The following is a 20465-nucleotide window of genomic DNA, read 5'->3' as shown; positions in this document are numbered from 1 at the left end:
GTTTCGGCCGCCAGAGCAACAGGTTCATCATTCCGCCGGTGTTCCACTCGGCGCCCACGAAGGAGGCGCCGACGATGAAGCCGAACAGCGCCACGGAGGCGGCGAACACGGCGATGAACAGGGGGAACTCGGCCCGGAAGTCGAACTGGTACGGCAGGTACCACTTCGCCTCGAACATGTCGGGCTGCGGCTGGTAATCCTTGCCGCAGTTCGGGCCGTACCGTTCCTCGGTCTTCTCGCCGCGCGCCTGGGCCGCCTCGCACTCCGCGATGGTGCGCTTCCATTCCGTCATCGCGGACTGGTAGTCGTTGTTCGCCTTGGCCTCGGCCTCGGCCACCACGACGGGCGAGAGCTTCTCGCTGGAGAAGCTGAACGCGGTCGCGACGGTGGCCAGGCCGAGCACCAGCAGCACGAGCATCAGCCGGGTCACCCGGCGCTTGCCGAGCCGGCGCAGCTCGGTGACGAACAGGCTCATGCGCCCCAACCTCCTGCGGTGCCGGTCTGGTCGACCTTGGCGGACTGATCGACCTGACGGTGCTGGCCGGGGACCGGCGCGGTGGCGGTCAGTTCGAGGAAGACGCTCTCCAGGTCGACGGCGACCGGGGTGAGCTCGCTGACGTACAGGCCCTGCTCGGCGAGGAGCCGGCTGACGGTGGCCGGCTTGTCCACGCCGGACAGCATCAGGTGGTCCGGCTCGGCGGCCACGTGGACCCCGGCCCGGGTGAGCGCGTCGGCGGCCTGGGGCAGGTCGCTGACCGCCTCCAGGCGTACCCGCACGGCACCCTGGGAGTGGGCCGCGAGCACCTGGTCGACCGGACCGAACGCGACCCGGCGGCCGAGTGAGATGATGGTGACCGAGTCGCAGATGAGCTGGATCTCGCCCAGGATGTGGCTGGAGAGCACCACTGTCATCCCGGCCTCGGACAGCTCCCGCATCAGCCCGCGCATCTCCCGGATGCCGCCCGGGTCGAGGCCGTTCGCCGGCTCGTCGAGGATCAGCAGCTTGGGGTTCTTGAGCAGCGCGGAGGCGACCGCGAGGCGCTGCTTCATGCCGAGCGAGTAGGTCTTGACCCGCTCGCCGGCCCGGTCGCGCAGCCCGACCAGCTCCAGCACCTCGTCCACACGCTGCTTGGGCAGCTCACCGGCCTGGGCGAGCAGGCCGAGCGTGTCCCGCGCGGTGAAGTGCGGGAAGAACTGCGGACTCTCCACGATGGCGCCGACCTGCCCGGCGACCGCCGGCAGCGCGTGCGGCAGCTCCTGACCGAGGATGGCCATCCGGCCGCCGTTCGGCTTGATCAGGCCGAGCAGCGTCCGCAGCGTGGTGGTCTTGCCCGAACCGTTCGGGCCGAGGAAGCCGTGCACCTGGCCGGCTTCCACTCGCATGTCGAAGCCGTCGAGCGCGTGGCGAACCCCGCGTTTCCGGCTTCGGTACGTCTTGCGGAGACCTTCGATCTCCAGGACAGCCGACACAGCTGACCTCCCCCGATAAGTAGGCGTCAGCGACACCATACGCGGTATGCACCGGAAGGCAATACCCGGTATGCAGTGTCGGCGCGTTAAAAAGGGGCCCCTCCTCTACCGCAGGCGTTAAGAAGGGGCCCTTCCTTGCACGTCAGGCGCAGACGACGTGGACGCCCGCCTCGCGGAACGCCGCCACCACGTCCGGCGACGCGCCGGAGTCGGTCACCAGCGTCTCGACCCGGTCCACCGGGCAGATCCGGGCGAACGCGTGCCCGCCGAGCTTCGACGAGTCGGCTATCACGACGACCCGCTTGGCCCGGGCCACCATGAGGCTGTTCATGGCCGCCTCGCCCTCGTGGTGCGCGGCGGCGCCGAGCTGCGGGTCGATCGCGTCCACGCCGAGCAGCGCCACGTCCAGCGTGACCTCGCGCAGCAGCGCCCCGCCGAGCGGGCCGACCAGCTCGAACGACTTCGGCCGGACCACGCCGCCGGCCACCACCACCTTCATCCGCGAGCGCACCAGCAGCTCGTTGGCGATGTTCAGCGCGTTCGTCACCACTGTGAGCTGGGCACCCTCGGCGCTGGTGTTGAGGTCGGGGCGGACGGCGAGCGCCCGCGCCACCTCGGTGCTCGTGGTGCCGCCGTTGAGACCGACGACGGTGCCCGGCGACACGAGCGCGGCGGCGGCGGTGCCGATCCGCTGCTTCTCGGCCGAGTGCTTCGCGGTCTTGTAGCGCAGCGGCAGGTCGTAGGAGACGCCGTTGGCGACCGCGCCACCCCGGGTACGGGTGATCATCTGCTGCTGGGCGAGCTGGTCGAAGTCGCGCCGGATGGTGGCCTGGGAGACGTCGAGCCGCCCGGCCGCCTCCTCGACGCTGACCCGGCCGCTGTCGGTCAGCATCTCCAGCAGCGCGTTCCAGCGCGCGTAGCGGTCCACCGCGGGGCCCTCCCCAGACTGTGCGTGAACGGTGATCGGTTGCGTGCACAGTAGTGCGCGAAACTGGGTCCGCGCAAAACCCTGCGCTGCGCGAACGGAGAGACGGTTGCCACGACCACCAGGTTTCGCGCAGAATGACGCGCGAAAGGCGGCCGTATCGCGCCGTATTGCGCAAGGTCTCCCCTGGGGAGGAGTTGTCATGGCGTACGTGCACGCGGAGATCGCGAGCCAGCCCGACTGCTGGCGGGAGGCGGCGCGACTCGCCCCGACCGTCGCCGAGCACCTGCCGCGCCCCGGCGAGCGGGTCGCCGTGGTCGGTTGCGGCACGTCGTGGTTCATGGCGATGGCGTACGCAGGGCTGCGCGAGGCCGCCGGCCAGGGCGAGACCGACGCCTTCCAGGCCAGCGAGTTCCCGGCCGGCCGGAACTACGACCGGCTGATCGCGATCACCCGCTCCGGCACCACCACCGAGGTGCTCGACCTGCTCACCGCGCTGCGCGGGCGGATCCCCACCACGGTCCTGGTCGGCGACCCCGACTCGGCAGCCGTCGCGCTCGCCGACGCCACGGTCGCGCTGCCCTTCGCCGACGAGCGGTCGGTGGTGCAGACCCGCTTCGCCACCACCGCGCTGGCGCTGCTGCGCGCCCACCTCGGCGAGGACCTCGGGCGGCTGGCCGCCGACGCCGAGGTGGCCGTACGCGCCCCGCTGCCGATCGACCCGGCCGGCATCGAGCAGGTCACCTTCCTCGGTCGCGGCTGGACCGTCGGGCTGGCCCAGGAGGCCGCGCTGAAGTGCCGCGAGGCGGCCACGTTCTGGGCCGAGGCGTACCCGGCCATGGACTACCGGCACGGCCCGATCTCGGTCGCCGCGCCCGGACGGCTGGTCTGGGCGCTCGGCGAGATCCCGGACGGCCTGCCCGAGGACGTGGCCGCGACCGGCGCCGCGTTCGTGCACAGCCGCACGCACGGCTGGCGCACGGTGCTGACGAGCTGGTCGGCCGGCCGCAACCCGGTCGACCCGATGGCCGACCTGATCCTGGCCCAGCGGTTCGCGGTCGCGCTCGCCACCAGCCGCGGCCTCGACCCGGACGCGCCGCGGCACCTCACCCGGTCCGTGGTCCTGGCGTGAGCGCAGGCGACGAGGTCGTCGTCGCGCTGGACGTAGGCGGCACCGGGATGAAGTGCGCCCTGGTCCGGCCGGACGGCACGACTGTGCACACCGAACGGCACGCCACCGACGCGCAGCGCGGCCCGGAGGCCGTGGTCGGCACGATCCTCGACGTGGCCGAAGGGCTCGCCGGCAAGGCCCGCGCCGACGGCCGTACCCCGGTGGCCTGCGGCATCGCCGTACCCGGAGTGGTCGACGAGGCGCGCGGCGTGGCGGTCTGGTCGGCGAACGTGGGCTTCCGGGACGTACCCCTGCGGGAGCTGGCGGGCACGCGGCTGGGACTGCCGGCGGCGCTCGGCCACGACGTGCGGGCGGGCGGCCTGGCCGAGGCCCGGCTCGGTGCCGGACGGGACGGCGGGCATGTGCTGTTCGTCGCGATCGGCACCGGCATCGCCGCCGCCCACGTGGTCGACGGGTCGGCCGCCACCGGCGCGCACGGCGCCGCCGGGGAGATCGGCCACATCCTGGTACGCCCCGGCGGCCCGCGCTGCGGATGCGGGCGGACCGGCTGCCTGGAGGCGGTGTCGTCGGCCTCGGCGATCGGACGCCGGTACGCCGAGCTGTCAGGTGCGCCCACCACCGCCGCCCAGGTGGCCGACCGGGCGGCCGCCGGTGAGCCGCTCGCCGTGGAGGTGTGGCAGGAGGCGGTCGAGGCCCTCGCCGACGGACTCGCCACCGGGCAGGCGCTCTACGATGTCTCGACAGTGGTGCTCGGCGGCGGGCTGGCCCAGGCCGGTCCCCGGCTGTTCGACCCGCTGCGGACGGCGTTGCGCGAGCGGCTGACGTTCCACCGCGAGCCGCGCCTGGTCGCGGCCGACCTCGGTGACGAGGCCGGCTGCCTGGGCGCCGCCCTGCTGGCCCTGGACACCCTGGCGAAGGAGAGTCGATGACCCGGCGCGTGACCGGCAAGGTGGTGACCCCGACCGGCGTCATCCGGCAGGGTTGCGTGGAGATCGCCGACGGGCGGATCACCGCTGTCGCCGAGTATCCGTCGGTGCGCGACGGCCACTGGATCGTGCCGGGCTTCGTGGACATGCACACCCACGGCGGCGGCGGGCACACGTTCACCACCGGCGACGCGGAGTCGGCCCGGCAGGCAGCCGCGTTCCACAGCGGGCACGGCACCACCACGCTGCTGGCGAGCCTGGTCAGTTCCCCGTTCGAGCTGATGCGCGACGCGACCGCCGCCTACCGTCCGCTGGTGGAGTCCGGCGTGCTCGCCGGCGTCCACTTCGAAGGCCCGTACCTGTCCGCCGACCGCTGCGGCGCGCAGAACCCGGAGTTCCTGCGCGACCCGTCCACCGCGGAGCTGACCGAGCTGATCGAGCTGGGCGGCGGCGCCGTACGCATGGTCACCATCGCTCCCGAGCGGGACGGCGCCACCGAGGCGATCGAGCTGCTGGTGTCGCACGGCGTGGTCGTGGCGGTCGGGCACACCGACGCCACCTGGGAGCAGACCCGGGCGGCGGTGGCCGCGGGCGCGACGGTCGGCACCCACCTGTTCAACGGGATGCGCCCGGTGCACCACCGCGAGCCCGGCCCGGTGGTGGCGCTGCTGGAGGCCCCGAACGTGGTGTGCGAGCTGGTCGCCGACGGGGTGCACCTGCACGACGGCATGCTCGGCTTCGCCACGTCGGTGGCCGGCCCGGAGCGGGCCGCGCTGATCACCGACGCGATGGCCGCCGCCGGGATGCCGGACGGCGAGTACGAGCTGGGCGGCCAGGCGGTCACCGTGTCCGGTGGGGTGGCTCGGCTCAGCCGTGACGGCGCGATCGCCGGCAGCACGCTCACGATGGACGCGGCGCTGCGGCACGCGGTCGGCGCGGGTGTGGCCCTGCCGGACGCCTGCCGGATGGTCGCCACCACCCCGGCCCGCGCGATCGGCCTGGGCGACCAGGTGGGCGCGCTGGTCGCCGGGCTGCGCGCCGACCTGGTGATGTTGGACGACGACCTGAACGTGGTGCGGGTGATGCGCGGCGGCGACTGGGTGGAGTGATCCGCCCCCGGCGTCAGGCGCTCGGCACCTCGACGCCGAGCACCGCCTGCTCGTCCGGCCGGTGCACGAGCACGTCGGCCAGGTACGACTGCACCGCCCGGCGCATCCCGACGTCCCGCCCGGCCTGCTCGGAGAGCAGCCACTTGTGCTCGATGATCTGGGCGAACAGCTCCTGCGGCTCCAGCTTGTTCCGCAGGTGCGCAGGCACGGCCCGGACCACCGGCTCGAAGACCTCGGTCAGCCAGCGGTGCGCCGCCTGCTGCTCGTCGGTCAGGTCGCTCTCCAGCCGGTAGGCGTCGAGGTCGTTGAGGAGCCTGCGGGCCTGGTTCTCCTCGGCGTCCAGGCCGGTCAGTCGCAGCAGCCGCCGGGTGTGGTAACCGGCGTCGACCACCTTCGGCCGCACCAGGTAGCGCCCGTTGTCGACTGTCGACATGGCCACCTCGGCCACGTCGAAGCCCAGCTCGTTGAGGCGGCGGATGCGCCCCTCGATGTCGTGCCGGGCGGCGCGCTCGACCTGCTGCTCGTAGGTGATCTCGTGCCAGAGCCGCTCGTAGCGCTGCACGACCTCCTCGCAGACCACCTCCGGGTCGATCGACTCGTGCAGCAGGCCGGCGGCCTGGAGGTCGAGCGCCTCACCGAAGATGTTGACCCGGGCGATCTCCAGGTCCTCGCCGCGCTGGCCGTTCGACAGCGACGGGTGCAGCGCGCCGGTCTCCGCGTCGACCAGGTACGCGGCGAACGCGCCCGCGTCCCGCCGGAACAGGGTGTTCGACAGCGAGCAGTCGCCCCAGAAGAAGCCGGTCAGGTGCATCCGCACGATCAGCGCGGCCAGCGCGTCGAGCAGCCGGTTCATGGTCTCCGGGCGCAGCGTGTTGGAGAACAGCGCCCGGTAGGGCAGCGAGAACTGGAGGTGCCGGGTGATCAGCACCGGGTCCAGCGGTTCGCCGTCGTCGGTCTGCCGGTCGGCCACGATCGCGATGGCCTCGACCGACGGGAAGTCGATCCGCTCCAGCGCCCGCAGCAGGTCGTACTCGCGCTCGGCGACCCGCTCGCCGGTCTCCTTCACCGCGTAGACGTACCCGCCGAGCCGGACGAACCGCACGATGTGCCGGGAGATGCCCTGCGGCAGCGCCACCAGGTGTTCGGCAGGCCACTGCTCCAGCGGTGTCGACCAGGGGAGGTCGAGCAGCGCCGGGTCGACGAGAGCCGAGGTGATCCGCACGGCAACCAGTGTGACCGCTGACCCCCGCGCCGCGCTTCCCTTCGTGGTTGGGCACACAGCCGCCGATGCCCGCGCCGCCCCGCCGCCGCCGGCGGCCGGTAGCGTGGTCGCGTGCGTCAGACCTCGGGGGTACGCGGTGACCTGCGGCTGCGGCCGGTCCGGCCGACCGGGTGGTGGTTCGACCTGCTGCTGCTCGCGGCAGTGGTGGCGCTGACCGTCGCGCTCGCCTCCGGTCACCTGTTCGGCCTCGACCGGGCGGTGGCCGACTGGTCCGACGAGAACCGCCCGGCCGCCGCCCGCTGGGTGGCGATGACGCTGAACCTGCTCGGCCAGGGCACCCCGCTGACGCTGCTCGCGGCCGGGCTGGGCGTGCTGCTGGCGTGGCGGCTGCGCTCGGTGCGGCCGCTGCTGCCGCCGGTGGCCGGGTTCGTGCTCACGTTCTTCACGATCGGCCCGCTGAAGGTGTGGACGGCCCGCCCGGCGCCGAGCGCCTCGGTCAAGGAGCCGTTCCTGTCGCCCGAGCAGACGCTGCCGCTGTTCCAGCACGACCTGCCGGTACGGTTCGCGCAGTCGTACCCGTCGGGGCACGTCGCCAACTCGATCGTCTGGTACGGCGTCCTGGCCCTGCTGCTGGCCCCGCTCGTGCGCACGCTCGGCCGCACAGTGCCGCCCCGACTGGTCACAGTGGTCCGGGTGGTGCCACCGGCGGTGGTCTTCTGCACCACCGTCTACCTGGGCTGGCACTGGCTGACCGACTCGGTCGCCGGGCTGCTGCTCGGCCTGCTGCTGGACCGCCTGCTGCACCGGGTGCCCTGGAACAGCCTGCCGCTGCCGGCGCGGCTCCACGGCTGGGCCCGGCCGACGGAGCATCTCGACTAGCAGTCCGCCTCTTGTCTCGGCGTATCGACACCGGTATACATTTAGCAACCTTAACAGTTAAGTTTGTTAAATGTAGGAGGTGCGCGTGCTGGCGAGACGAATCAGCCGCTGGCTGTCGGCCGGCGCCGCCGGTCTGCTGACCGCGATGACGGCGGTGGTCGTGGCCGCCCCGGACGCCCGGTCGGCCGCCGCCGACGACGAGGCGTGCCGGCCCGACGGGCTCTACCGCACGCCCGGGGTCTCGGTGCCCTACTGCACCGTCTACGACACCGCGGGCCGGGAGAAGATGGGTGCGGACCACACCCGCCGGATCATCGGTTACTTCACCAGCTGGCGGACCGGCCGCAACGGCGCCCCGGCCTACCTGGTGAACCAGATCCCCTGGCAGAAGGTCACCCACATCAACTACGCGTTCGCCCACGTCGACGGCGGCAACCGCATCTCCGTGGGCGACCCCGGCGCCCCGGACAACCCGGCGACGAACATGACCTGGCCCGGCGTGGCCGGTGCCGAGATGGACCCGGCCCTGCCGTACACCGGGCACTTCAACCTGCTCAACAAGTACAAGAAGCAGAACCCCGGAGTCCGCACGCTGATCAGCGTCGGCGGCTGGGCCGAGACCGGCGGCTTCATCGACGACAGCGGCAACCGCATCGACTCCGGCGGCTTCTACCGGATGACCACCACCGGCACCAACACGGTGAACAGCGCCGGCATCAACACGTTCGCCGACTCGGTGGTGACGTTCCTGCGCACGTACGGCTTCGACGGGGTGGACATCGACTACGAGTACCCCACCTCCAACAACAAGGCGGGCAACCCGCTCGACTTCGCCCAGGCCGACGCCAAGCGGGCCGGTCTCAACGCCTCGTACCAGGTGCTGATGCGCACGCTGCGGGAGAAGCTCGACCGGGCCGCCGCCACCGACGGCAGGCACTACCTGCTCACCGTGGCCGCGCCCGCGTCCGGCTGGCTGCTGCGCGGGATGGAGTCCTACCAGGCGTTGCAGTACCTCGACTACGTCAACGCGATGTCCTACGACCTGCACGGCGCGTGGAACCACTTCGTCGGGCCGAACGCGGCGCTCTACGACAACGGCGACGACGCCGAGCTGGCCGCGGGCGGCGTGTACGGCGCCTACTCCGGCATCGGCTACCTGAACACCGACTGGGCGTACCACTACTTCCGGGGCGCGCTGCCCAGCGGCAGGGTGAACATCGGCGTGCCCTACTACACCCGGGGCTGGCAGGGCGTCACCGGCGGCACCAACGGCCTGTGGGGACGGGCGGCGCTGCCCGACCAGACCAAGTGTCCGGCCGGCACCGGCGGCTCGATCGGCTCCACCACCCCCTGCGGCAACGGCGCGGTCGGCATCGACAACCTCTGGCACGACCTCGACGCCGCCGGCAACGAGGTGCCCGGCGGCGCCAACCCGATGTGGCACGCGAAGAACCTCCAGGCCGGCATCACCGGCGACTACCTGGCCGGATACGGCCTCACCCCGGCCACCGACCCGGCCGACCGGATCAGCGGCAGCTACGCCCGCAACTACTCGGCCGCGCTGGTCGCGCCCTGGCTGTGGAACGCGGAGAAGAAGGTCTTCCTCTCCACCGAGGACGACCAGTCGCTCGCCGCCAAGGCCGACTACGTCGCGGCCAAGGGCCTCGGCGGCGTGATGATCTGGGAACTCGCCGGCGACTACGCCTACGACTCCGCCAAGGGCCGGTACGGCATGGGCGACACGCTGACCACGCTGCTCTACGACCGGCTGAAGGCCGCACCGGCGTACGGCGCCCGCAAGGCGGGCATCACCATGCCCACCCGGACGCTGGACGTGGCAGTCGGCATGGGTGGTTTCGCGCTCGGCGACAACAACTACCCGATCAACCCCGAGCTGCGGCTGACCAACAACACCGGCGCGCCGATCCCGGCCGGCGCGCACCTGGAGTTCGACTATCCCACCACCACCCCGGCCACGCTCAGCCAGCAGTCCGGCTGGGCGCTCACCACTGTCACCACCGGCCACACCGGCAGCAACGTGGGCGGCCTGAAGGGCGACCACAACCGGGTACGCCTCACCGTGCCGGCCGCAATCGCGCCCGGCTCGTACGCCGAGGTGACGCTCAACTATCAGCTCCCGATCTCCGGCCCGGCCAACTTCACGCTCGCCTTCGGCGGCCAGACGTACGCGCTGGCCGGGGACTGGGCACGTGGTGGCGAGGTGGTCACGCCGTCGCCCAGCCCGAGCGGTTCCGTCCCACCCGGCGGGGGCACCTGCACCGCGCCGGCCTGGTCGGCGTCCACCGCGTACTCCGGCGGTGCAACCGTCTCGCACGCCGGACGGACCTGGAGCGCGAAGTGGTGGACCCAGGGCGAGACGCCGGGCAGCGCCGCGGTCTGGGCCGACCAGGGTGCCTGCACGGGCTCCCCGACGCCGACCACCTCCCCGACGCCCACCGGCTCGCCGTCACCCACCGGCGGTGCATGTGCCGCGCCGGCCTGGGCCGCGGGCACCGCGTACCCCGGAGGTGCCGTGGTGTCCTACGGCGGACACCGGTGGACCTCCCGGTGGTGGACCCAGGGAGACGTGCCGGGGACCAACAGCCAGGGCGTGTGGACCGACAACGGGCCCTGCTGAACCCGATCCCGGTGCCGCCGGCGGAATCCTGCCGGCGGCACCGGCCGTTCACCCGGGGCACCCGGGCCTCCGGTGTGTGGAACGGCGGGCACGGCGCTCAGCCTGCCGTCCGGATCTCCACGATGCTGATCCGGGTGCGGGTGCTGTAGGTCAGCCTGCGGCGGTGGTCGTCGTCCGCCGGCCGCACCGCCACCTGGACGCGGATCTGGGTGCCCTTCGGCAGCTCGACCCGTTCGTCCGGCGTGCTCACCACGAACACCCCGCCGGTGGTCTCCGGGTCGACCGACACCCGCTCCTGCCGCAGCAACGGGGTGTCGTTCTCCGCGTCTCCGGGCCGGGTGTACTCGGCGCGTATCCGGACCAGATCGTCACGCCGCAACCCGCGCAGGTCGACTGTCGCCTGGATGCTCACCAGCCCGGTCTCCGGCACCGTCCAGTGGTACAGGCCGGTGGCCCAGCGGATGGCGTGGAACCGGTCGGTGGTGTCGAGCGTGTCGCCGGCGTGCGCGGTGCTGTGGAAGGTGGCGATCACGTCCCGCTTGGTCGTCGTGGACGTCTTCTCCCCGATCATCTTCGCGAAGTCGTCGGTGGTGCCGCGGAACGCGTCCGCGTCGCAGGTGTGCTGGCGGCCGATGATGGCCGAATCGGTGAACTGCCAGATGCGCGGCGTCTCCGCCGGCTTGCCGTAGCGCGTCCAGCCCGGGCCGGAGTCCCCGCCGGCCCGCGCGTACGCGGCCTTGAAGTCCTCGGCCACCCGGTACGGGTAGTCGGCGTTCCAGCGCGGGAAGTCGCCCAGGTCGTCGTCGCCGTACTGGCCGCGCGACGCGTACATCACCGCCACCTTGCCGGTGCGTTCCTCCAGTTCCCGGCCCACGTCGACGCCGATGTGCGGGGGCACGTCGTCGGTCGGCCAGCGCTCCAGGTCGATCTGCCAGAAGAACCCGTCGTACGTGCGCCACCAGGGGGAGTGCTTGTCGGCGTAGTCGATGGCGGTGCTGGCCTGGTCCTCGATGGAGACGTCGGAGTGCACCACCACGTACATGCCCAGGAACGGGATGCCCGCGTCCTTCGCGGCGGTGAGCATCACCCCGTAGTACTGGCTGTGGAACGTGCCGTCGCGCGACTGTTCCGTGCCCTTGTAGGTCATGAAGTCGATGCCCGCGGCGCGGGCGTCCCGGATCCGGTCGGCCGTCAACCCCCGGTCGACGTCGTAGTCACTGGCGTCCCAGCCGAAAAGCGTCATGTGCGGTACCTCCCGCGTTCGCGGAGAAGACGTTCCCGAAATTGCCGGAGCCGATTCGAGGGCACCATTGCCCGATCGACGCAGAAAGAATCTGATCATCGCCATCGGATAATCGGCACGGAACATTTGCGAACCGCGCTGGCGGGGCGATTCGCTCCCGCTTTGACCTGCGTAAACGACTCTACCGAGGGGTTCGGCGATCGGCCACCGCTGAACGCGATTAATTATGCAAATCATTTTCGTCAATTTCCGGGCGGCGGGCACCTGCCGTTCACCTGAGCGCCCTAGGCTGCCGGTGTGGAACAACTGGCGCGGCGACTCGGCGTACCCGATGCGGTGGTCATCGGTCTGGGCTCGATGCTCGGCGCGGGCGTCTTCGTGGTCTTCGCACCGGCCGCGGCTGCCGCGGGCGGTCCGGGCCTGCTGGTCGCGCTGGCGGTCGCGGGCTTCATCGCCTACTGCAACGCGACCAGCTCGGCCCGGCTCGCCGCCCGCTACCCCGAGTCCGGCGGCACCTACGTCTACGGCCGGGAACGGCTGCACCCGTTCGCCGGTTTCCTCGCCGGCTGGGGATTCGTGGTCGGCAAGACGGCGAGCTGCGCGGCCATGGCGCTGACCGTCGGGGCGTACCTGTGGCCGGGGCGGGCGCGGCTCGTCGCGGTCCTCGCGGTGGTGGCGGTGACAGCGGTGAACCTGCGCGGCATCGGCAAGACCGCCACCGCCACCCGGGTCCTCGTCGCCGTGGTGCTCACGGTGCTCACCGTGGTGGCGGTGACCGGCGCGCCGCAGGTGGCGGCCGACCGGCTCACCGCGCCGGCCGGAATCGGGGCGGGCGGCGTGCTGACCGCCGCCGGCCTGCTGTTCTTCGCCTTCGCCGGGTACGCACGGATCGCCACGCTGGGCGAGGAGGTCCGCGACCCGGAGCGCACCATCCCCCGGGCGATGCCGCTGGCGCTCGGCGCGGTGCTGGCGATCTACCTGACGCTGGCAGTGGTCGCGCTCGGCGTGCTCGGCGCCGACCGGCTGGCGTCCACCGACGCGCCGCTGGTCGAGGTGGTGACCGCCGCCGGGCACCCGGGGCTGGCCTGGCTGGTCCGGGCCGGCGCCGCAGTCGCGGTGACCGGGGTGCTGCTGTCGCTGCTGGCGGGCGTCGGCCGCACCATGCTGGCGATGGCCCGGCGGCACGATCTGCCGGGCGCGCTCGCGGCGATCCACCCGCGCCACCGGGTGCCGCACCGCGCCGAACTGGCGGTGGCCGCCGTGGTCGCCGTCGTGGTGACAGTGGGCGACATCCGGGGCGCGATCGGCTTCTCCAGCTGCACGGTGCTCGTCTACTACGCGATCACCAACGCGTCGGCGCTGACGCTCGGTCCGGACCCGGCCCGGCGCGTCCCGGTACGGCTGCTCGCCGCGCTCGGGCTCGTCGGCTGCCTGGTGCTGGCGGTCAACCTGCCGCTGCCGAGCGTCCTCGCCGGGTTCGGCGTGCTCGCCCTCGGCGCGCTCGGGTACGCGGTCCGCAACCGTCGTCGACCTGCCTGACGCGGCCCGGCCGCCTTGACGCGCCCGGCGGCCTTGACGCGCCCGGCGGCCTTGAGGCGCCCGGCGGCCGTGACCGCTGGCGCGTCCGGTCACTCCTGCGGGCGGCGTGCGGCGGGCGGGCCGGTGGGTGCCGGCGGCGGCGCGGGCGTGGTCTCCCGGAGCAGGGCGGTCAGCCCGGCCCGCCGGGCCACCACAGTCAGCCGGTCACCGGCCTGGATCACCATCCGGGGGTCGGCCGACCAGTCGGCCTTCTGGTTCGGCCGGGTGTGCGCGAGCAGGCGTACCTCGCCGGGCCGGGCCACCGCGCTCAGCGGACTCCCGTCCAGCGGCGAACCGGCCACCACCGGCACCTCGGTGACCAGCAGCGCGTGCCGGTCGACCGGGATGGTGGCGACCACAGCGCGATCCAGCAGGGCCGCCGCGAACGCCGGCGCGGCCAGATAGGACACGCTGCGCGAGATGCCGATGCCGAACGCCTGCTGGATCCGCTCGGCGAAGTCGCCGTCGAACAGCCGCAGCACCACGCGCAGGTCCGGGTCGAGGGACCGGGCGATCAGCGCCGCTCGCAGGTTCGTCCCGTCGTCGGTGGACACCACCACGAGCGCCTGGCAGGTGTCCACCGAGGCGGACCGGAGCGTCTCCTCCCGGCCCGCGTCGCCCACGATCAGCGGCACCCCCAGCCGGCGCGCCAGCGGGGCGCCGCGCGCGTCCGGGTTCTTGTCGATCGCCACCACCTCGACACCGAAGTCGTGCAACTGCGCCATCACCCGGGTGCCGATGTTGCCCAGCCCGACCATCACCACGTGCCCGGAACGGTCCGGCTGGACCCGGCCCGCGTGCAACGCCAGCCGGGCGTTGACGATGCCGTCGACCACCGCGGCCGTGATCAGCGGGATCAACGCCAGCCCGGCCAGGTTGAGCACCACCTGCATCACCTGGGCCGCGACCGGCTTGTTGACGTCCGGATCCTGGCCGGTGAGCGTGGTGACCAGCGTCAGGTAGACCGCCTCGCTCCAGCTCACGTCGGCGGCCCGCGCGTTGAGCCAGCCCAGCGCCGCGATCACCCCGAGCAGCACCAGCACCGCGATACCGATCTTGCGGGTGGCGAAGTGACGGACCGCGCGCAGCAGGACGGCGACCGGCTGCCGGCGCCGCCGCGCCCGTACCAGCCGCCGCGCGGCGACCTCGGTGCCCGCCGGCCGCCCGGTCGCCTCGGCCAGCACCACGTCGGCCGCCGCCTCGTCCGCGGGCAGCACCCGGACCAGGTCCGGATCGGTGGTGACGGCAAGGCCGCAGACCACGTCCTGCTGGCGTACGTCGTCGCGGCGGGCCACGTAGAGCGTGCGCCCCGCGTGCCGGAAGTGGGTCGGCGCCACCTCGCCCAGCGCGGCGGCCACGAAGGCGGGTGCGGCGATCGAGGCGTCCGAGAGCACCGCCGAGTCGGGGAAGAGCTGCCGCAGCCCGTCCGCCAGGTTGGTGTTGAACATCCGAACCACCAGGCGCAGCCGCGACTCGACCTCCTGCGCGCAGAGCGCGGCGTGCATGTTGCCCACGTCGTCCTGGTGCAGCAGGGCCAGCCCGGCCGCGCCGGCCAGCCCGGCCCGGCGGAACGCGGCCTCGTCGAGGCGCTCCGCCGTGACCACACGTACCCCCGGCACGTCCCGGCCGTCGGGGCCCTCGGACCGGCGGCGGCCCGGCACCACGAGCGTGACCCGCACCCGGCCGTCGGCGCTGTCGGTGGCGAGCAGCGACCGGACCACCCAGTAGGCGAGCGGGTCGGAGCCGCAGACCACGTAGTGGGGGCGTTCGTCACCGTTCATCCGGAGCCGCCAGCCGGTTGCGCGGCGCGCGCGGTCGCGCAGTGGCTCGGCCATGTCCGGATCGTAGTCAGCCGCTCGCGATCCGCGCAGCCCCGGCGATCATGAACGCATGGCACGGCCGGGTACGGGTAGAGCACCGCCATGCAGACGTTCCTGCCGTATCCGGACTTCCTGGCCAGCGCGCGCACGCTGGACCAGAAGCGGCTGGGCAAGCAGCGCGTGGAGGCGATCCAGGTGCTGCGCGGGCTGACCCGGCCGGACTACGGCTGGCGCAACCACCCCGCGGTGAAGATGTGGGCCGGGTACGAGGAGGCGCTGACCCGGTACGGGCTGGACATGTGCGCGGTGTGGTGCGAGCCGGGCCGGGCCGACACCTGCGCCGGGACGCTCGCCACCGACCTCGCCGCCGCCTGCGGCATCTCGGTGATCCGGACCCAGGACGAGCTGGCCGCCGCCGGTGAGCTGCCGCCCTGGCTGGGCCGCGACGACCTGCACCGCAGCCACCGGTCGTCGCTCCTGCGCAAGGACCCCGCCCACTATGCACGGTTGTTCACCGACGTCTCCCCCGACCTGGAGTACGTCTGGCCCCCGTCGGACCGCCCGCGCCGCTGCCTGCCGTGAAAGGAAGGGCCCCTTATTAACGCCTGCGGTAGAGGAAGGGCCCCTTGTTAACACCTCGCCCCACACACCCACGCGACGCACCCAGCACGGGGGCGACGCGGCGTTTAGAAGGGGCCCCGCACATCCGTATGCGTTAAAAGGGGCCCCTTCCTTTCACCTCGGGCAGACTGGGGGGACCGCCGACTGGAGGATGCCCCGTGGGTCTGTCGCAAGTGGTAGGTCGCCTGATCGGCGTACGCGAGCACGTGGTGGACCCGGGCGGCGGTGGCGCCGACCGCGTGCCGCGCCCGGTCCCGGCGCTGGTGGTCGGCGGCGGCATCGCCGGCATGTCGGCGGCGGTGGTGCTGGCCGAGCGTGGGGTGGCGGTGACGGTGCTGGAGGCGGCGCCGCACCTCGGCGGGCGGCTCGGCGCCTGGCCGGAGGAGCTGTCCGACGGCGTCCAGCGCAACGAGCACGGCTTCCACGCGTTCTTCCGGCAGTACTGGAACTGGCGGTCGATCCTGCGCCGCGTCGACCCGGCGCTGGGCTTCCTCAAGCCGATCCCGGGCTACCCGATCCTGTCCGAGCAGTGGCCCACGGAGGAGTTCGGCAAGCTGCCGCCCGCGCCGCCGGCGAACCTGCTGGCGCTGCTGCTGCGCAGCCCGAGCCTGCGCCTGGCGGACCTGCGCACGATGGACCGGGACGCGGCGCTGCCGCTGCTCACCTACGACCCGGTACGCACCTACGAGGAGTTCGACGAGCGGACCGCCGACGATCTGCTCACCTCGCTGCGGCTGCCGGACCGGGCGCGGGCCATGCTGTTCGAGGTCTTCTCGCACTCGTTCTTCAACCACGAGGCGGAGATGTCGGCCGCCGAGATGATCGCGCAGTTCCACTTCTACCTGCTCGGCAACCCGGAGGGGCTGGCCTTCGACTGCCCGGACCGGGACTACGGCACGGCGATCTGGGAGCCGCTGACCCGGCACGTGGAGAAGCACGGCGGCCGGGTGCTGACCGGCGCGGCGGCGGCCCGGCTGGACCGTACCCCGGCGGGGTGGCGGGTGACCGGCGCGGACGGCGACGTCTGGGAGGCGCCGCACGTGGTGCTCGCGGTGGACCCGCCGGCGCTCGCCGCGCTCGTCGGCGCCTCGCCCGGCCTGGCCGCGGCGGCACCCGAGCTGGTGGCGCGGATGCCCGCGTTCGGCAGGCCCGGACCGCCGTACGCGGTGGCGCGCTACTGGATGGACGGGGACGTCCGGGCCGACCGGGCGGTGTTCAGCGGCGTCTCCCGGCAGCCCACGCTGGACTCGGTGACGCTCTACCACCGGCTGGAGGACGAGCCCCGCCGCTGGGCCGCGCGCACAGGCGGCTCGGTGGTGGAGCTGCACGCGTACGCCTGCGAGTCGGACGTGCCGGCCGACGAGCTGGCCGCCCGGATGCTGCGGGAGCTGACCGCGCTCTGGCCGGAGGTGGCCGACCTTCGGGTACGCGAGCTGCGGGCCCGCGTCGAGGCACAGGCGCCCGCGTTCACGCCTGGCAGCCACGCCTGGCGCCCGGGGGTGGAGACCGACGCGCCGGGCCTCTACCTGGCCGGGGACGGCATCCGCACCGACTTCCCGAGTGCGCTGATGGAACGGTCGGCGGCCACCGGGATCATCGCCGCGAACCACATCCTCCGTGCCGAGGGCGCGGCGGCCGAGCCGGTCCGGTCGATCCGGCCGCGCGGCCTGCTGGCCGGCAAGGCTGGGCCGAAAACGGTCATAAGTACATAAAATCGGCTCTACGCTCGACTGATCCGGTGATACGGGAGGTCGGGCGGTGAGCACCGCGACGCGGGATCGGCGCGACGAGGAGCACGGGACACCGCGGGACGAACGGACCGCGGTGGTCACCGCGCTGCGACTCGGCTGGTCCATGGCGGACGCCTACCACCACGCGCAGACCGCCGACCTGACCGGGGACGGGCACCGGCCGGCGCCCGCGCCGCCGAAACTGTCGAACCTGACCGAGCTGGCCGGGCGGCACCGGCTCGGCATGTACCTCGACGGCGTGGACGTCGCGCTGGCCCAGATCGCGCCGCTGACCACTGCGGGCCGTACGGTGCCGTCCACCGCCGCCGCCCGGGGCGCCACCGAGGCGGGCCGGGAAACGCTGCTGCGCGCGCTCGACGACCTCAACATCGACGTGCTGCGCTGGACGATGGCGACGAACCACCGGGTGGGCGTGGCGTACCGGCTCGGGCGCTCGCTCGCCGACACCGTGCGGCGCGGCGACGCCGGCCAGCTCGCCGCGCGCTTCGGCGGCCGGCATCTCCAGATCAGCAGGTGGCTGGACGAGCTGGCGAGCGTGCTGCCGCCGTACTCGGCCGCCGTGGTGCGCCGCTCGCTCGCCGCCTGGGCGACGGCTGTCGGTCGTGCCACTGTGGGCGACCCGGGCGAGGCCGGGCTCGCCGAGCTGGCCCGCGAGCTGCGCAACCAGGGCGACCTGTGGCAGGACGTACTGACCGGCGGCCTGCACCCGCGCGACCTGCTGGACGAGGAGAACTGGGCGGTGATCGCCCGCAACGTCGTCATCCGGGACCGGAAGCTGGTGGCGCAGGCCGCCCGTGGGATCTTCTGGCCGGTGCTGGCGCCCCTGCTGGTGGTGCTGCTGGCGGTCGTCGGGGTCAGCGCCGCCGCGGCGGCCGGTTCCCCCACCACCCGGGCGGCGGTGGCGCTCGTCGGTCTGGGCGCGGGGCTCACCGCGATCTGGCGGTCGATCTCCACGCCCACGCTGTCGGTGGCGGCCGAGGTGAACCGCCCGCTGCTGGACAGCGAGCTGGTGGTGCAGATGACCGCCCGCATCGACCGGCCGCTCGCCGCCGCGAGGCGCGCCGGCAAGGCCGGACGGCAGCGGCGGCCCGCCGACGACGGATCGAAATACGTTGCCCACGATTCCCGGATCGATCTACCGTGAGCGCGCAAGGTCAACCACCGTTCCGGGAGCCGTCGATGTCGCTACGACCCGCCACCACGATGACGTCGTGGCTGCTCGGCGACGGCTGCCGGGAACACGGTCCCTGGCCCGGAGGGCACGACTGACGCGCCTCGCGCGTCCCCGTCGTCGCCGCCCGGTCCCCGTGGACCGGGCGGCTTTTTCGTCGCCGTACCGCCGATCGTGAAGGGAGAACCCGGTGGACGCCGTCCTCGTCGTCAACGCCGACCTCGGCCCGCTGCACCGGGTCACCGTCAAGCACGCGATCCGGATGCTCTGCCGCCGGGTCGCCGAGATCCACGAGGCCGAGCCCGACCGGGTCATCGGAGTCTTCCCGCTGCCGCGTGTGGTCCGCCTCGTCCGGTACGTGGTGACCCGCTGGCGGTTCAGCGCCGGCCCGGCCTGGTCCCGGGCCGGGGTGCTGGCGCGCGACCGGCGGAAGTGCGCGTACTGCGACGGCGCGGCGAGCACGATCGACCACATCCTGCCCCGCTCGCGCGGTGGCCGGAACACCTGGGGGAACACCACCGCCGCCTGCTACGCGTGCAACCAGCGCAAGGGCGACCGGACCCCGGCCGAGGCGGGCATGCCGCTGCGGCGGGAGCCGGTGACGCCGAGCTGGGCCGCACTGGCGCGGTGACGGACGGCCGGCGGGCACAGGGGGCGGTGCCGGGGGTGAGCCCCGGCGCCGCGCCCGCCGGTCCCACCAAGTCGCCTAGCTGTCGAGACGCCGGGCCAGCCCGTCGAGCAGGAGGTCCAGCCCACCGCCGAACTCGTCCTCCGGTGCGACCGCGCCGGCCTCGCGCGCGGTCGCGGCGAGCAGGGGGAACTCGTCGCGGGGCAGCGCCGCGATGACTGCCGTGCCGGGGCCGGCGAGCGCGCCGAGGTGTTCCATCTGGATCGCGCCGACCACGTAGCCGAGCAGGGCGCGGAACGCGATCACCCGTCCGACGCCGGTGAAGCCGGCCCCTGTCAGCACCGCGAGCACCGCCTCGCCCCAGCGCAGGATCGTCGGCGAGCGGTGCCGGTACGCGGGGAGCAACGGCACCACTGCCGGATGGACGCCGACCGCGCGGCGGACCCGGTCGGCCAGGTCCCGGATGCCGTCCGGCCACGGCACGTCGCCCGGCGGACGGGTGTCCACCCGTTCGAGGACCCGCTCGACGACGAGCGCCTCCAGTTCGTCCCGGTCGGCGACGTAGCGGTAGAGGCCCATCGTGCTGGTGCCGAGCTGCGCGCCGACTGCGCGCATGGTGAGGCCGGCGAGGCCGTCCCGGTCGAGCACCGCGAGCGCCGCGTCGGCGAGCCGGGCCGGGGTCAGGGAACGGGGACGGGGCATGACCTTGACAGCGTACAAGATACGCCTACGGTTGTAGGAGTACGTCGTACGCCTACAACGGGAGCGCGCATGGACGTCGTCACCCCCCGCCACCTGACCAGCGTGACCGGCACCGGGATCGACCTGCCGGATCCGGACCGCCTGATCCACCTCCAGTTCCGGCGCTTCGCCGGCTGCCCGGTCTGCAACCTCCACCTGCGCTCGATCGTCCGCCGGCACGCCGAGATCGAGGCCGCGGGCGTACGCGAGGTGGTCCTCTTCCACTCCCCTGCCGACGAACTGCGCGAGCACATCGCCGACCTGCCGTTCGCCGTGGTGGCCGATCCGGACCGGCGGCTCTACCGGGAGTTCGGCGTGGAGTCGGCGCGGCGGTCGCTGCTCGACCCGCGCGCCTGGCTGCCGATCCTGCGAGCAGTGGTGACCGGCACCTGGCACGTGCTGCGCGGCCGGGAGCGGTTGCCGTCCACCTCCCCGCACGGCGGGCGGCTCGGGCTGCCGGCCGACTTCCTGATCGCACCCGACGGGCGGGTGCTCGCCGAGAAACACGGCGAACACGCCTCCGACCAGTGGTCGGTGGACGAGCTGTTGGCCCACGTCAGCGCGGACCGCGCGTCGCGGTGACGGCGGACCGTACCGGCCGGCCGTTCGCG

General features: G+C 73.2%; 17 protein-coding genes and 1 pseudogene. 11 read left to right on the top strand and 7 right to left on the bottom strand.

From position 1 onward, the window contains the following. From FHX31_RS32380 to FHX31_RS32370, 3 genes and pseudogenes are all read right to left on the bottom strand, one after another. Positions 1 to 475: pseudogene (locus FHX31_RS32380) on the bottom strand (ABC transporter permease subunit); the annotation flags it as partial. After that, the gene (locus FHX31_RS32375; RefSeq protein WP_013475073.1) at positions 472 to 1470 is read right to left on the bottom strand and encodes an ATP-binding cassette domain-containing protein; all 999 of its coding nucleotides are present in this window, start codon (positions 1468 to 1470) and stop codon (positions 472 to 474) included. The gene FHX31_RS32375 and the pseudogene FHX31_RS32380, both read right to left, overlap by 4 nt. 142 nt (positions 1471 to 1612) lie before the next feature. Further along, on the bottom strand, positions 1613 to 2398 hold the full coding sequence (locus FHX31_RS32370) for a DeoR/GlpR family DNA-binding transcription regulator (protein WP_013288879.1): 786 nt from the start codon (positions 2396 to 2398) through the stop codon (positions 1613 to 1615). Between the two features lie 199 nt (positions 2399 to 2597). Here FHX31_RS32370 and FHX31_RS32365 point away from each other — a divergent pair, with 199 nt between their 5' ends. The 3 genes from FHX31_RS32365 to nagA are packed head-to-tail and all read left to right on the top strand — an operon-like array spanning position 2598 to position 5562. After that, a complete protein-coding gene (locus FHX31_RS32365) occupies positions 2598 to 3527 on the top strand; it encodes an SIS domain-containing protein (protein WP_013288880.1) in 930 nt (309 codons plus the stop codon). Beyond that, a complete protein-coding gene (locus tag FHX31_RS32360; RefSeq protein ID WP_013475069.1) occupies positions 3524 to 4456 on the top strand; it encodes an ROK family protein in 933 nt (310 codons plus the stop codon). Before FHX31_RS32365 ends, FHX31_RS32360 begins: the two co-directional genes overlap by 4 nt. Beyond that, on the top strand, positions 4453 to 5562 hold the full coding sequence (gene nagA, locus FHX31_RS32355) for an N-acetylglucosamine-6-phosphate deacetylase (protein WP_047891124.1): 1110 nt from the start codon (positions 4453 to 4455) through the stop codon (positions 5560 to 5562). The genes FHX31_RS32360 and nagA overlap by 4 nt, the downstream gene beginning before the upstream one ends. 13 nt (positions 5563 to 5575) lie before the next feature. On the opposite strand, the gene FHX31_RS32350 is transcribed toward nagA, so the two are convergent. Next, on the bottom strand, positions 5576 to 6784 hold the full coding sequence (locus FHX31_RS32350; protein WP_013288884.1) for a DUF4032 domain-containing protein: 1209 nt from the start codon (positions 6782 to 6784) through the stop codon (positions 5576 to 5578). Positions 6785 to 6895: 111 nt separating this feature from the next. On the opposite strand from FHX31_RS32350, the gene FHX31_RS32345 reads away from it, so the two are divergent. Further along, complete coding sequence (locus FHX31_RS32345; protein WP_123110826.1) at positions 6896 to 7663, top strand: phosphatase PAP2 family protein; 768 nt, start codon at positions 6896 to 6898, stop codon at positions 7661 to 7663. A gap of 85 nt (positions 7664 to 7748) precedes the next feature. Next, positions 7749 to 10301 carry a glycosyl hydrolase family 18 protein gene (locus FHX31_RS32340; protein ID WP_184977723.1) on the top strand — a complete coding sequence of 851 codons (2553 nt, stop codon included), beginning with the start codon at positions 7749 to 7751 and terminating at the stop codon, positions 10299 to 10301. A 97-nt stretch (positions 10302 to 10398) separates the two neighbouring features. Here the strand turns inward: FHX31_RS32340 and FHX31_RS32335 are convergent, their stop codons facing one another. After that, positions 10399 to 11544, bottom strand: coding sequence for a hypothetical protein (locus FHX31_RS32335; RefSeq protein ID WP_184977722.1), 1146 nt, complete (start codon positions 11542 to 11544; stop codon positions 10399 to 10401). A 297-nt stretch (positions 11545 to 11841) separates the two neighbouring features. Between FHX31_RS32335 and FHX31_RS32330 the strand changes: the two genes are divergently transcribed. Continuing rightward, entirely contained in the window at positions 11842 to 13083 is a 1242-nt protein-coding gene (locus FHX31_RS32330; protein ID WP_184977721.1) for an APC family permease, read from the top strand. 89 nt (positions 13084 to 13172) lie between these two features. On the opposite strand, the gene FHX31_RS32325 is transcribed toward FHX31_RS32330, so the two are convergent. After that, positions 13173 to 14957, bottom strand: coding sequence for a potassium channel family protein (locus FHX31_RS32325; RefSeq protein WP_174361746.1), 1785 nt, complete (start codon positions 14955 to 14957; stop codon positions 13173 to 13175). An 87-nt stretch (positions 14958 to 15044) separates the two neighbouring features. On the opposite strand from FHX31_RS32325, the gene FHX31_RS32320 reads away from it, so the two are divergent. The 4 genes from FHX31_RS32320 to FHX31_RS32305 all read left to right on the top strand — a co-directional run bounded on the left by FHX31_RS32320 (position 15045) and on the right by FHX31_RS32305 (position 19116). Further along, positions 15045 to 15524, top strand: coding sequence for an MSMEG_6728 family protein (locus tag FHX31_RS32320; RefSeq protein ID WP_013475062.1), 480 nt, complete (start codon positions 15045 to 15047; stop codon positions 15522 to 15524). A gap of 197 nt (positions 15525 to 15721) precedes the next feature. Beyond that, on the top strand, positions 15722 to 17275 hold the full coding sequence (locus FHX31_RS32315) for an FAD-dependent oxidoreductase (RefSeq protein WP_184977720.1): 1554 nt from the start codon (positions 15722 to 15724) through the stop codon (positions 17273 to 17275). Positions 17276 to 17321: 46 nt separating this feature from the next. Next, positions 17322 to 18458, top strand: coding sequence for a hypothetical protein (locus FHX31_RS32310; RefSeq protein WP_184977719.1), 1137 nt, complete (start codon positions 17322 to 17324; stop codon positions 18456 to 18458). Between the two features lie 217 nt (positions 18459 to 18675). Next, a complete protein-coding gene (locus tag FHX31_RS32305) occupies positions 18676 to 19116 on the top strand; it encodes an HNH endonuclease (protein WP_013475060.1) in 441 nt (146 codons plus the stop codon). A 75-nt stretch (positions 19117 to 19191) separates the two neighbouring features. Here the strand turns inward: FHX31_RS32305 and FHX31_RS32300 are convergent, their stop codons facing one another. Continuing rightward, positions 19192 to 19815 carry a TetR/AcrR family transcriptional regulator gene (locus FHX31_RS32300; protein WP_041784184.1) on the bottom strand — a complete coding sequence of 208 codons (624 nt, stop codon included), beginning with the start codon at positions 19813 to 19815 and terminating at the stop codon, positions 19192 to 19194. 69 nt (positions 19816 to 19884) lie between these two features. Between FHX31_RS32300 and FHX31_RS32295 the strand changes: the two genes are divergently transcribed. Further along, a complete protein-coding gene (locus FHX31_RS32295) occupies positions 19885 to 20436 on the top strand; it encodes a peroxiredoxin-like family protein (protein ID WP_013475058.1) in 552 nt (183 codons plus the stop codon). Positions 20437 to 20465: the final 29 nt, after the last annotated feature.

Source organism: Micromonospora sp. CNZ286, from assembly GCF_014207755.1.
The sequence above is the reverse complement of the archived record's forward strand: the minus strand, read 5'-3'. Positions and strand labels throughout refer to the sequence as shown.

Coding starts and splice junctions, on each gene's coding strand:
- FHX31_RS32295 (WP_013475058.1), top strand. CDS start 19,885: ATGGACGTCGTCACCCCCCGCCACCTGACCAGCGTGACCGGCACCGGG.
- FHX31_RS32320 (WP_013475062.1), top strand. CDS start 15,045: ATGCAGACGTTCCTGCCGTATCCGGACTTCCTGGCCAGCGCGCGCACG.
- FHX31_RS32335 (WP_184977722.1), bottom strand. CDS start 11,544: ATGACGCTTTTCGGCTGGGACGCCAGTGACTACGACGTCGACCGGGGG.
- nagA (WP_047891124.1), top strand. CDS start 4,453: ATGACCCGGCGCGTGACCGGCAAGGTGGTGACCCCGACCGGCGTCATC.
- FHX31_RS32325 (WP_174361746.1), bottom strand. CDS start 14,957: ATGGCCGAGCCACTGCGCGACCGCGCGCGCCGCGCAACCGGCTGGCGG.
- FHX31_RS32300 (WP_041784184.1), bottom strand. CDS start 19,815: ATGCCCCGTCCCCGTTCCCTGACCCCGGCCCGGCTCGCCGACGCGGCG.
- FHX31_RS32365 (WP_013288880.1), top strand. CDS start 2,598: ATGGCGTACGTGCACGCGGAGATCGCGAGCCAGCCCGACTGCTGGCGG.